Raw genomic sequence first — 12,697 nt, forward strand, 5'->3', positions numbered from 1 at the left:
CCGCCCGCTCAGCCCTCGGCGCGGGCCGCCCACCAGGCGCGCAGCTCCGCCTCGGCGCGCTCGGCGCCCAGCGGGCCGTGCTCCATGCGCAGCTCGAGGAGGTGCTTGTAGGCCTCGCCCACCTCGCGGCCCGGGGGGAGGTCGAGGATCGACATGATCGCGTTGCCGTCGAGGTCCGGGCGGATCCGCCCGATCTCCTCCTGCTCGGCGAGGCGGTCGATCCGCTCCTCGAGCTCGTCGTAGGCGCGGGAGAGGGCGCGGGCCTTGCGCTGGTTGCGGGTGGTGACGTCCGCCCGGGTGAGCCGGTGCAGGCGCTGGAGCAGGTCCCCGGCGTCGGTGACGTAGCGGCGCACCGCGGAGTCGGTCCACGGGGAGTCCGCGTAGCCGTGGAAGCGCAGGTGCAGCTCGACGAGCCGGGAGACCTTCTTGATGGTGTCCTTGTCGAAGGCGAGGGCCCGCAGCCGCTTGGCGGCCATCTTCGCGCCCACGGTCTCGTGGAAGCGGAAGGTGACGACCCCGCCGTCCTCGTAGCGGCGGGTGGCGGGCTTGCCGATGTCGTGGAGCAGCGCGGCGAGGCGCAGCACGAGGTCCGGCGCCTCGCAGGGGCCGCCGGAGCCGGCGGGGCTCTCGAGGTCCATCGCCTGGTCGAGCACGGTGAGGGAGTGCTCGTAGACGTCCTTGTGGCGGTGGTGCTCGTCGATCGCGAGCCGCATCTCGGGCAGCTCGGGCAGCACGTGGTCGGCGAGGCCCAGCTCGACCATGAGCTCGAGGCCGCGGCGGGGCACGACGCCGGTCATGAGCTTGACCAGCTCGTCCTTGACCCGCTCGGCGGAGACGATGGTGATGCGCTCGGCGAGGTCCGCGACGGCGGCGGCGGTCATCGGCTCGATCCGCAGGTCGAGCTGGGAGACGAAGCGCACCGCGCGCATCATCCGCAGCGGGTCGTCGTCGAAGGACTGCTCGGGGGCGACCGGGGTGCGCAGCACGCCCTTGGCGAGGTCCTCGAGGCCGTCGAAGGGGTCGACGAGCTCGAGCGAGGGCAGGCGCACGGCCATCGCGTTGACGGTGAAGTCGCGGCGGGAGAGGTCCCCCTCGAGCGTGTCCCCGTAGGCGACCTGGGGCTTGCGGGAGGTGGGGTCGTAGGTCTCGGTGCGGTAGGTCGTGATCTCGACCTTGACCCCGTCGCGGATCCCGCCGAGGGTCCCGAACTCGCGGCCCATCTCCCAGATGCCGCCGTCGTGGGTCCAGCCGCGCAGGATCTCCTCGGTCTGCTCGGGGCGGGCGGAGGTCGTGAAGTCGAGGTCGGCGCTCACCCTGCCCAGGACGGCGTCGCGCACGGGGCCGCCCACGAGGGCCAGCTCGAGACCGGCCGCCTCGAAGCGGCGGCCGAGGTCGTGGATCTCCGCGGGCAGCGCCTCGAACATGGCGGCGGCCCGGGTGCGGGCGTTCTCGAGGCGGTGGGCGGCCTCGGCGGCGGGTTCGGTCACGGGGGTCCTGTCCTGCGGTCGATGTGAAGGTGGTGCGAGGGTCTGCGGAGCAGGCGCGCCCGCGCAGGGAACTACGGTAGCGGCCGCATACAGTGTCCCCATGCCGTCCACCCGTCCGCTGCTGCGCCCGGTCCTCGCGGCGCTGCTGACGGTGACGATGCTCCTCGCTCCCGCGCTGCTGGCCGGCGCCGCGAGCCCGGCGAGCGCCGCCGCGCCCGCGTCCCCCGCCGCACCCGTGGCCCCGTCGGCCCCGTCGGAGGGTGGGGATTCCGCCGTCGACCTCACGCTCACCTCCCTGGATCCCACCTCCCTCGCGCCCGGCGGCACGCTCACCGCGCGGGTGAGGGTGACCAACACCTCCGATGAGCCGCTCGACGCGGCGTCCCTCGAGCTGCGCACCCGCAGCTCGCGCGTCACCGACCGTGCGCAGCTCTCGCAGTGGGAGGGACTCACGGGACCGGACACGGCGGGTGAGCCCGTCGCCTCCTCCGATCCGGCGGTCATCGCGCCGGGGGACTCCGCGACGCTGCAGATCCGCGTGCCCGCGGAGGACCTCGGCTTCAGCGGGGAGTCCTATCTGTGGGGCACGCGCCGCATCTCGCTCACGCTCTCCACGTCCGACGGTCCCCAGGACGCGATCCGCACCTTCGTGGTGTGGCGCCCCGAGGGGGCGAGCGGCAGCATCACCGAGTCGGTGCTGCTGCCCATGACCGGCACGGATCCGGGGGCCGCGGCGGCCGATCCCTCCGCCTACGCGGACTCCGCCGCCTCCGGGCACCTCGCCTCCCTGCAGGCCCTCGCCGCGCGCGAGGACGTGGACTGGTGGCTGGACCCGCAGCTGCTGGACCCGCCGCGGCTCGCGATCGCCGAGGAGGGCGATCCGCAGACCACGAACGGCGACGCGGCCGCCGAGTACGCCGTCCCGGAGACCGCGCAGGCGATCGCCTCGACGCTGCAGGACGCCGTCGGCTCCCGCACCGTGCTCGCCATGCCCTATGCGCGCACGGACCTCGCGGGACTCCGCGAAGGCGGCGCCACGGACCTCGCGGACGCGGCCGACGCCCTGGGCCGGGACACCTGGCAGGAGTCGGGGATCGTCCTGCGCTCGCGGGCCGTCGGCATCCCCGGTGACGAGGTCACCGCCGACGCCCTCGACGAGGCGGCCGCGACGGGGGCGGACACCGTCATCGTGCCCTCCACGTCGGTGCGGGAGGATCCGGGATCGGCCGTCACCCCCAGCTCGATCGGCACCTACGAGGCGACAGGCGCGACGGGGTCCGGGCGGGACCTGCGGGTGCTCGCGCCGGATCCGGAGCTCTCCGCCGAGTTCGCCTCGCTCGACGGCAGCACCGACCCGGAGCTCGTGACCCAGCGGATGCTCGCGGAGACCGCGACGATCGCCTCGGAGTACTCGCAGGCACCGCGGCACCTGCTGATCAGCCCGGACCCGGAGGCGGCCCTGGACGCAGAGGCCGCGGGCACCGCGCTCGACGCCCTCGACGAGGCCCCCTGGCTCACCCGCGGGACCACCGATGCCCTGCTCTCCGCCGCGGAGCAGGACGCGGTCACGACGAACCCCTCGACACCCGGGGACGACCTCTACGCCCTCGGGGTGATCGATGCGGCGACCGTGGCTCCCTCGGCGGAGTCCGAGGACGGCACCTGGACGCGCACCGACCCGGCCGACGTCGCCGCGACGGACGTCGAGCCCGCCCTCGCCCGCCGGCTGCAGGACCTCTGGGGCGAGCTCGACACGCTCGGCGCGGTCATGGAGGACGACGCCGCGCTCGACGGTCCCCGCCTCGAGGTGCTCTCCGCCGCCTCGGAGCACTGGGGCTCCGCCGCGGACTCCTCCGCGCGGGCGGACCTGGCGGAGACCGCCGTCACGGACCTCACCGAGGCGATCTCCGTCGTCCCGACCTCCGGCTACAACCTCATCTCCGACTCGGCGGGCGTGCCGATCACGGTGAAGAACTCCCTGGACACGCCGATCACGGTGCGGATCGCGGTGTCCTCGGACCGCCCGATCGTGCGGGTGGGCGAGCAGCCCGTCGTGACGGTCCCCGCCCGCGGCCAGATCGACAAGACGGTCCCGGTCGAGGCGATCGCGAACGGCACTGTGACCCTCTCCGTGCAGCTGACCAGCGATCCTGACGCCGAGGACGCCCCGGACGGCGGGGCGCAGGCGCTCACCTCGACCTCCGAGGTGCCGCTCACGGTGAACCCGGCGTGGGAGAACTGGACGACGCTGCTGCTCGTGATCGGCATGGGCGCGCTCGTGGTGGTGGGCGTCGCGCGCGCCCGCCGCACGGGCTCCTCGCACCGCGCCCCGGCCGTGCACGGCCCCGAGGACCCGGTGGTCCTCGCCCGCACCGGCCGCTCCGAGCCCACCACCGAGCCGCTGCCCCCCACCGCCGACGACGCCGACGACGCCGAGACCCATCCCGACCCCACGACCGAGACCGGGGACGAGGCCGCCGCCGCGGCCGAGGACCCGGAGCAGAAGGAGGAGCGCCCGTGACGTCACGTCCCCGCGAGCTCCGCACCCATCACGTTCCCCGCCACCGCCGCCACGGCACCCCCGGGAGCAGCTCCCGCCTCATGAAGGCCTCCGTGGTCATGGCCTCGGGATCGATCGTCTCGCGGCTGCTCGGCTTCGTGCGGAACTTCCTGTTCGGCTCGATCCTCGCGGGCTCCATGTCCTCCGCCGGCAGCGCCTTCAGCGCCGCGAACGCCCTGCCCAACACGGTGTGGCTGTTCGTGGGCGGCGGCACGCTCAACGCGATCCTGGTGCCCGCGATCGTGCGCGCCGTGAAGCGGCCGGACCGCGGCAGCGACTACGTCTCGCGCCTCATGACCCTCGTGTCCCTCGTGTCGCTCGTGCTCACGGGGCTGTGCATGCTGCTCGTGCCCGTGCTGCTCGTGCTCACGAGCGGCAGCCTGCCGCCGGCGACCTACGCGCTCGCGGTGCAGCTGGGCTACTGGATGATGCCGCAGGTCTTCTTCTCCGCCCTGTACGTCATGTGCGGGCAGCTGCTGAACGCGCACGACTCCTTCGGCCCGTACCAGTGGGCGCCGGTGGTCAACAATCTCATCGGCATCGTCGGCGCGGCCCTGTTCCTGGGCATGTGGGGCGCCGTCGGCGACCCGTCGCAGTGGACCCTCGCGATGATCGTGGCGATGGCGGCGATCAACGTGGGCGGCTCGGCGGGCCAGGTCGTCTTCCTCACCTGGTTCGTCAAGAAGCTCGACCTGCGGCTGCGGCCGCGGTGGGGCTTCCGCGGGCTGGGCCTGGGCAAGCTCAGCAGGATCGGCCTGTGGACCCTCGCGATGCTGGGCCTCGGCCAGCTCGGCGTGTGGGCGACCCGCTGGTCCACCGGCGGTGCGGTGCACGCGGCGGAGGCGGCCGGGAAGGACTCCGACCTCGCGGCCCGCTATCCGGGGCTGCTCTCGATCGACTGGGCGTACCTCGCGTTCATGATCCCGCAGGGCATCATCGCGGTCTCCCTGGTCACGGCCGCCTTCCCGGCGATCTCGCGCAGCGCCGCCGCGGGGGACCACGCCGCGGCGCTCGCCGCGTACGCCCGCACGAACCGCCTGCTCGCGGTGCCGATGGTGCTGTGCACGGTCCTCTTCATCGCCCTCGCCGGCCCGATCATGTGGGCGATCGGCGGCGGCACGGGGCCGATCGGCGCCCGGGCGAACGGCGCGGTGCTCGTCGGCTACATGCTGGGCCTCGTGCCCTTCGCGGCCCTCTACCTCGTCAAGCGCGTGTTCTACGCGTACGAGGACGCCCGCGTGCCCTTCTACACGCAGATCCCGAACACGCTCGCCTCCCTCGTGGGTGCGCCGATCATCCTCGCCGTGGTGGACCCGGCGTGGGCGACGGCGACCGCGGCGACGGTGAGCAGCGTCGGCAACCTCGCCGGATGGCTCATGGCCCTGTGGTTCCTGCGGCGCCGTGCCGCTGCCCTCGGCGAGGCCGTGCCGGGCACACGGGAGGGTCTGGTGCTCGCGGGGAAGCTCGCCCTCGCGGCGCTCGTCTCCTGGGCCGTGGGGGCGGGGCTCGTGCAGCTGCTGGACGGGGCCATCTGGTCCCACCGATCGGTCGCCATCGCCCTCGGCGTCGTGATCGGCGCGGTGGTCTCCGCGGTGTTCCTGGCCGTGGCCTGGCTGCTGCGGGTCGAGGAGGTCCAGCGCATGGTGGGCACCGGAACCCGGGCCCTCGGCCGCCTGCGCGGGGCGACCTCGTAGCATGGAAGCCGCCCGAGCTCGCAGCGAGGGCGAACACCGACGACAAGGACGGTCCGTGGACACGAACTCTCATCTGGACGCGCTGCGCTCCCGGTGGACCCTGGAGGGGCGGATCCCCCTGTCCGGGGTCGCCGAGGGCGCCTCGTGGCACCGGGCCCGCACGGTCGCGAGCGGGGAGGACGTGGCGCTGCTGGTCGTGCACGGCCCGGCCGCGCTCGAGGCCGCCGACGCCGTGCGCCGCGCGTACCTGGTGGAGGACCCGCACCTCGTGCCGGTCCGCGAGATCGTCGTGCTCGAGGATCCCCGTGAGGAGAGCGCGACGGACGGGACCGCGGGCGAGCCGACGACGGTCGTCGAGTACCCGCTGCCCACGTCCCCGCCGCTCGCGGCGCTGCTCGCCGACGGCCCCCTGCACCCCGAGACCGCGCGCGCCGTGATCGGCGAGGCCGCGACCGGGCTCGAGGTCGCGCGCCGTCGTGGCCTCCGCCATCAGCTGCTCGACTCCAACCGCGTCTTCGTCGACACGGCCTCCGGGGCGGTCTCCGTGCTCGGTGTGGGCGTCGAGGCCGCCGCGCACACCGATCTGGACCGCTCGCGGGAGATCGCCTCCTTCCAGGACACGCGCGCCCTCGTCGCGCTGCTGTTCCGGGCGCTCACGGGCCGGAGCCCGCGACCGGGGGCCGACGGGACGATCCCACGGCCGTCCGCGCTGCGAGCGGAGGGCGCCCCGCCGATCCCCGAGGACCTCGACCTGCTGTGCGAGCTCGTGCTGGGCGGCGCCGCGGAGGAGGGCCCGGAGACCACGCGTGACCTGGTCGAGGCCCTCGAGCCGTGGCAGTCGATCCCGGTGACCCTCGAGGCCTATGCGGGTCGCGGGGAGACCCCCGCTGCCTCCTCCCGCGATGCCGCTCCGTCCGCGCCCGTCGTCGTCCCCGGCCGGGAGACCTCGGTGAGCGCGGGCTCCGCGGCTCCCGTCGCCGACGGGGAGGAGGCGCCGACGTCGGACCCGACCGGTCCGGGGCGGGCCGCCGCTGATCCGGCCACCGAGTCGTTCGAGCCGCTCCCCACCGACGGCGGCCTCCCGGAGGAGGACACCGTCTCCCGCACCCCCGGCGCGGCCGCCGCGGCGACGGCCGGGGTCGTCGGCGCCGGCGCGGCTTCGGCCGCCGTCGACCCCGAGAACCCCGGGGCCCCCGAGTCCTCGGTGCCCGCCGAGGAGCAGGAGCAGACTGCTCAGGCCTCCTCCTCCGCGGCCGAGGGCGAGGCGAAGGCGCTGGTGAAGGAGCTGCACCTGGACGAGCGGCGCTCCTCGAGCGTCTTCCCGGGCCATCTCGACGTCGCCGCCCCTGCCTCTCGCCCTGCCGAGACCGACGCCGCCGCAACGACGGGATCCGCCGCGGATACCGACGCGGCCGCGGCTCGTGACGCCGCGCCCCTCGCCGCCGGCGCGGGTGCGGCCGGTGCCGCGACCGTCGGCGTCGCGGCGGCCGCCGCCGCAGCCGCCCCCTCCGGCCCGTCCTCACCGGCCGACCCGTCGGCCTCGACGAGCCCGTCGACCCCGGTGAGTCCCTCGACCCCGGCCGACGCGCCGGGCACCTCCGCACCGGAGGCCGCCGAGTCCGGGGTGGCCCCCGCCGCGGCGGAGCCCGGCACGGCCGCCCTCCCCGCGGCCGCCGGCGCCACCGCGAGCACCGCGCTCACCCCTGCCACGCATCATCGTCATGACTCCGCGTCCTCCGCGGCGGAGGGCACGGGCCCGCTCGCCGTCTCCGGGCGCACCGAGTCGCTCGCCCCGGTCGACTCCGGTCCGATCGTCGTGCGCGGCCGCGACCGCTCCGCCCTCGAGTCGGACGTCCCGGAGGACACGGTCCCCGCCTCCCGCAGCTCCCTGCTGCGGGAGGTCGTCGGCGTCGCGGTCGATGCGGACGACCCGCAGACCTGGGGCCTCGGCCCCGCACAGCCCGCCGCCCGCTCGCGCCAGGCCCAATGGATCCTGCTGGGCGCCGTGCTGCTGGTCATCATCGCGATGGTCTTCGCGATCACGTCGATCACCTCGGGGCTGCGCCAGCGGGTCGAGAACCCGCTGAACACGCAGCCGGTCGCGACCGCGACCACCGCCGCACCGAGCGAGGAGGCGAGCCCCACCACCGAGGAGGAGAGCCCGTCGCCCACCGCCACCCTGCCCGCGCCCGAGGTGACCGGGGTCGAGGAGTTCAACTCGAGCACCCTCGACCATCCGGAGCAGGCCTCGCGCATCACGGATGGCGACACCGGCACCTTCTGGTCCACGAAGCTGTACACGAGCTCCGACTTCGGCGGGCTCAAGGACGGCACGGGCATCAAGCTGACCTTCGCGGAGGAGTCCACGATCACGAAGGTCACCGTGACGACCGCCCGCAACACGGGCGGGACGATCGAGCTGCACGCGGTGAACGCCGACGGCAGCCTCCGCGACGTCGCCGCGACCGCTCAGTTCAACGGGGACGGCGAGGCCGTCCTCACCCCGAAGGAGCCCCTCGAGGCCGACGGCGCCGCGCTGTGGATCCCCGACCTCCCGCAGGACAGCGTCGAGACCGATCGCTACCGCGGCCGGATCGCCGAGGTCCGCGTCGAATGAGCCCGCGCCCGGCCCTCCGGCGGGTGCACGGGCTGTACTCCCGGCTCCCGAACTTCCTCGGGATCCCGGTCGTGGTGATCCTCGCGGTGCTGGTCGTGGCCGCGCTGATCGGGCTGCAGCTGTCCACGGCGCTCGAGCAGTCGAGCACCACGCACCCGCGGGCAGGTGTCGCGGTCGACACGGAGAACGGTGCCGGGAAGAATTCGGCGGGTCTGCCCGTTGTCACGGAGAGCTCCCTGGGCACCGAGGTCCAGAGGCTCGTCGACGCCGGCACCATCCAGCCGATGACGAGCTTCGACGCCGCGACCTGCCTGCAGGCCCTCGGGAGCTCCGATGCGGTGCTGATCATGGAGGAGGTCGCGTGGGGAACCGACCAGACGTCGGCCTGGCTGCTCGTGCACGGTCCCGTGGACCGCGACACGCTCCAGGCCACGGGCGGCACGGTCTCGGTGACCGTGGTGCGCCCCACCTGCGGCGACGCCTCGACGCAGGCGGATCCGTCCCAGGTGGGCCTCTGGAGCGGCACCGTGCTCATCGAGGGTGTGTGAGCGCCGTCCCGCCTCGTCCCTCGCCCGCCCCCTCCGACCCCTTCGCGCCGTACGCTCGTCTGCGTCGCCGCGCCGTTCCCGTCCACCTCCGGAAGGACCTCCCATGACCCAGCCGATCCAGGCTCTCAACATCCTCGGCGCCTCCGCCGCCTCCGCGCAGGCCTGCGGGCCCGAGGGCTGCGAGGCCCCCGAGACCGCGCAGGACGGCGCGGCGCAGGACAGCACGGTGCACGAGGTCGTCATCGTCGGCTCCGGTCCCGCGGGCTACACGGCCGCGATCTACACGGCCCGCGCCGAGATGAAGCCGATCGTCCTCGCGGGGGCGCTCGACGCCGGCGGCGCGCTGATGACCACGACGGACGTCGAGAACTTCCCCGGCTTCGCCGAGGGGATCCAGGGCCCCGAGCTCATGACGACCATGCAGGAGCAGGCCGAGCGCTTCGGCGCGCAGATCGAGTTCGAGGACGTCGTCGACGTGCAGCTCGAGGGCGACGTCAAGACGATCACGCTCGAGGACGGCACCGTGTACCGGGCGAAGTCGGTGATCATCGCGACCGGTTCCGCGTACCGCCGTCTCGACGTGACCGGCGAGGACCGCCTCTCCGGCAAGGGCGTCAGCTGGTGCGCCACGTGCGACGGGTTCTTCTTCAAGGACCAGGACATCGTCGTGGTCGGCGGCGGAGACAGCGCCGTCGAGGAGGCCACCTTCCTCACGCGCTTCGGTCGCACGGTGACCCTCGTGCACCGTCGTGACGCGCTGCGCGCCTCGAAGATCATGGCCCGCCGCGCGGAGAGCGACCCGAAGCTGTCCTTCGCGTGGAACAGCGAGCTGGTCTCGATCAACGGCGGTGAGAAGGTCGAGTCGATCACCGTGCGCGACACGCAGACCGGTGAGGAGCGCGAGATCGCGACCTCCGCCGTCTTCGAGGCGATCGGTCACCTCCCGCGCACGGAGCTGTTCCAGGGCAAGCTCGAGCTCGACGAGCAGGGCTACATCGTCGTCGAGGGCCGCTCCACCCGCACCTCCGTCGAGGGCGTCTTCGCGGCCGGCGACGTCGTCGACCACACGTACCGCCAGGCGATCACCGCCGCGGGCTCCGGCTGCCAGGCGGCGCTGGACGCCGAGCGCTGGCTCGCGGATCGCGACGCGGAGGCGGAGGAGACGGCCGACGTCGCCGACGCGCCGACCGACGCCACCGCCGCCTTCGTCTCCGAGGCCGCCGCCCGCGCCTGAGGCGCACCGACCGCACGAGGCACGATGAGCAGCAACGATCGATGAACAGCACCGATCCGGCCGCAGGGGCGGCTCCCGAGCAGGGAGCCGCCCCTGCGGGCTCTGAGCTGCTCGTCCTCGTCACGGCGTCGTGGTGCGCTCCGGCGCGCCCTGCGGTGACGATCCTGAGGGAGCTCTCCCGCCGCTGGGGACCCGATCGCACCGCCGTGCACCTCCTGGACCCCGAACCGGCCCTCCTGGATGCCCTCGGAGTCGAGGTGCTGCCCACCTGGCTGCTGCTCGAGCACGCGAGGCCCGCCGACCCCTCCGCCGCCCCGGACACCTCCGCACAGCCCAGCCCTCCCGACGCTCCCGACGCTCCCGACGCTCCCGACGCGGAGCGTTCCACGACTGTCCGCACCGCCGTCCACCGGACCGTCTGCGACTCCACGCTCCTCCGGACCCCCACGGGGGAGCGGATCGAGCTCCGCGGCTCCTGGACGGAGCTGCATCGACGCACGGGGGCTCTCCCGAAGCACATCATCGACGAGGAGTTCGGCCCCTTGCGGAGCTGAGAGACCGCTGTACAGCAGTCCATGGAGTGCCGCCGACGGGCGCGTCAAGTTGCCCCGGACCCACCGCGATGACGTGCACCAATCCCCGCATCCACATGGTTGTCCACATCGATGTCCACAGCCCTCGTGGGGTCATTCCACAGAGTTATCCACATTGGTGTGTGGAGAGAGCACCGAGACTCTGATCGCCCGAGTGTCGGGCTGATCATGCTGTGACCTGCGCTGATACTGACCTCCAGGAAAGGGTGCCCAGCGACGGATCCTGTGGTATGGGTCATAGTCTTCCGATCTGGTTGGATCTCTTGGGGACCGCGTCCATCGCTGTCCACACCGTTTCCCACAGTGTGCAGAAGTGGCGTCGGAGCACCCTCCCCGCATCGTCGTGACGTCGCGACGACTCATGTCGTGTGTGCGCGGCGTCAAGCTCTCACCGCTGCCCCGACCTCTCTGCCTGATCTCCCAACGGAGTATGGACATCGCCGGAGCAACCGGGGAGTGGTTCCACGACGAACATCCGAGCGCTGTCGCGCGCTCACGACATCTGCTGACCGCGACCGCTCCCGCCCCGGCACTCCACACTGCGCGCCGTCCGACCAGCTGCCGTCCACCACCTCGTCATCTGCACCACGGCGGGACTTCTCCCATCAACGACAACAACTCATCATGTCGTTCTTCTCGGGTTTCACGCGAAACAGGACCCGTCCCTCCGCTCCGGCTTAGCGCGTCCTACCCGGGTTGCCTCTGTCCCACCTGACCTGGTCCCGCGTCCTCATGGTTCGACGTGAAACCCTCGGGGGCCTGTCTCGGGCACCTAGTGCGCACGCGGGAGAGACGCTGGTGGTCGTCTCCTGCTCTCTCGCTCGGGTGAAGGACCGGGCGCCGATTTCCGTTCCCCGTGAAACGTCGATTCTGCGCGTCGAGCTGCTTCTCTGGCCGCAGCAGTCGATGGCCTCGTCGCGCCGAGCCCATGCGCATGCTCACCAGCAGAGATGACCTGGACGAGAAAGACAGCGCCTCTGCCGCGCTACGGCCCCTCGCCAGGACTGGTTTCGCGTGAAACCTCGGTCGCCGGTCTCCGGCGCTGAGCCAGCTGCATGCCGAGGAACAGCATCGTGGCTTCCCGAGAGACTCCGTCGACATGGAGTGTGGTCCGAATCGTCTCCATCGACAGCCTCGGGCACCGTCGCCCTCGACGCCCACTGCACGTCATTTCGGGAAAGGGCGAAAGTTTCGCGTGAAACGCACGGTAGGCGAGTGTGCGCTCCCCGGACTGGACCCGCGCGTCCCCGCACGAGAGCGACCTTGGGGCGAGTTTCCCGTGAAACAAGGCGTCTGCCGTTGATCAACGCTCGTGAACACTCTTCAGAAGAGGAGAGGCGATGTCAGGAGTTCTCATGGGTACTGCCAACTCCTCCGGAAGTGATGTCTCGGCAACAAGCACCTGGCCACTCCTCCCACTGATTGCCATGCGTGGCTGTCTCCGTCCAGGGGAGACAGCTCGGCGGGCGAGTTCCACGGGAAACACCGAGGTTGGCGCCTAGCGCGTTGCTGCCGTGTCGTGAAGCTGCGAACTCGCAGCCCTTTACGATCTGCCCCGTGCTGCACATCAGCGTGAGCATGGCGGGCCCATGCGCACCCGACGATGATGCCCCCTCTCCGAGTCACGGGTGGAGCGTCGTACGCGGAGCATGTTGTGTTCCACGGGAAACACGACAGAACCGCTCTACACCGACGCGAGTTTCACGGGAAACTCTCCGGACCGCGTATGGATGCAGCTGTGTTTCACGGGAAACGACGTCGCCGAGGCGCGAGGTTCTCGCGTCCCGCGTGGGCAGCCGTCGCATCGCGGCAGAGCATCGTCTGGGGGGAGTGGGCACATCACTGTTCACGTGCTCCTCATCGGGCGGGAACGCACTGAGCCGATCAGCGAGCACGTCGGCCGGCGCCGCGTTGCGGGCCATCGGTGGGCCTACCGCACGCGTTTCACGTGAAGCTTCGACACC

General features: G+C 72.6%; 7 protein-coding genes. 6 read left to right on the forward strand and 1 reads right to left on the reverse strand.

Annotation, left to right across the window (positions count from 1 at the left end; all coding sequences use genetic code 11):
• Nucleotides 1–8: 8 nt before the first annotated feature.
• The gene (locus ACYVAP_RS04885) at nucleotides 9–1,487 is read right to left on the reverse strand and encodes a CCA tRNA nucleotidyltransferase (protein WP_498859791.1); all 1,479 of its coding nucleotides are present in this window, start codon (nucleotides 1,485–1,487) and stop codon (nucleotides 9–11) included.
• Nucleotides 1,488–1,587: 100 nt separating this feature from the next.
• Here ACYVAP_RS04885 and ACYVAP_RS04890 point away from each other — a divergent pair, with 100 nt between their 5' ends.
• The 6 genes from ACYVAP_RS04890 to ACYVAP_RS04915 all read left to right on the forward strand — a co-directional run bounded on the left by ACYVAP_RS04890 (nucleotide 1,588) and on the right by ACYVAP_RS04915 (nucleotide 10,694).
• Complete coding sequence (locus ACYVAP_RS04890; protein WP_498859792.1) at nucleotides 1,588–4,008, forward strand: DUF6049 family protein; 2,421 nt, start codon at nucleotides 1,588–1,590, stop codon at nucleotides 4,006–4,008.
• Nucleotides 4,005–5,741 carry a murein biosynthesis integral membrane protein MurJ gene (gene murJ / locus ACYVAP_RS04895; protein ID WP_498859793.1) on the forward strand — a complete coding sequence of 579 codons (1,737 nt, stop codon included), beginning with the start codon at nucleotides 4,005–4,007 and terminating at the stop codon, nucleotides 5,739–5,741. Before ACYVAP_RS04890 ends, murJ begins: the two co-directional genes overlap by 4 nt.
• Before the next feature lie 55 nt (nucleotides 5,742–5,796).
• The gene (locus ACYVAP_RS04900) at nucleotides 5,797–8,358 is read left to right on the forward strand and encodes a hypothetical protein (protein WP_498859794.1); all 2,562 of its coding nucleotides are present in this window, start codon (nucleotides 5,797–5,799) and stop codon (nucleotides 8,356–8,358) included.
• On the forward strand, nucleotides 8,355–8,906 hold the full coding sequence (locus ACYVAP_RS04905) for a hypothetical protein (RefSeq protein ID WP_498859795.1): 552 nt from the start codon (nucleotides 8,355–8,357) through the stop codon (nucleotides 8,904–8,906). Before ACYVAP_RS04900 ends, ACYVAP_RS04905 begins: the two co-directional genes overlap by 4 nt.
• A 103-nt stretch (nucleotides 8,907–9,009) precedes the next feature.
• The gene (gene trxB / locus ACYVAP_RS04910; RefSeq protein WP_498859796.1) at nucleotides 9,010–10,140 is read left to right on the forward strand and encodes an NAD(P)/FAD-dependent oxidoreductase; all 1,131 of its coding nucleotides are present in this window, start codon (nucleotides 9,010–9,012) and stop codon (nucleotides 10,138–10,140) included.
• 41 nt (nucleotides 10,141–10,181) lie between these two features.
• Nucleotides 10,182–10,694, forward strand: coding sequence for a YbbN family protein (locus ACYVAP_RS04915; protein ID WP_498859797.1), 513 nt, complete (start codon nucleotides 10,182–10,184; stop codon nucleotides 10,692–10,694).
• The last annotated feature ends 2,003 nt before the right edge of the window (nucleotides 10,695–12,697 follow it).

The sequence above is a fragment of the Brachybacterium horti genome (assembly GCF_054777615.1).

What these genes read in the sequence shown, in the direction of transcription:
- ACYVAP_RS04890 (WP_498859792.1), top strand. Translation starts at nt 1,588, where the DNA reads ATGCCGTCCACCCGTCCGCTGCTGCGCCCGGTCCTCGCGGCGCTGCTG.
- trxB (WP_498859796.1), top strand. Translation starts at nt 9,010, where the DNA reads ATGACCCAGCCGATCCAGGCTCTCAACATCCTCGGCGCCTCCGCCGCC.
- ACYVAP_RS04905 (WP_498859795.1), top strand. Translation starts at nt 8,355, where the DNA reads ATGAGCCCGCGCCCGGCCCTCCGGCGGGTGCACGGGCTGTACTCCCGG.
- ACYVAP_RS04915 (WP_498859797.1), top strand. Translation starts at nt 10,182, where the DNA reads ATGAACAGCACCGATCCGGCCGCAGGGGCGGCTCCCGAGCAGGGAGCC.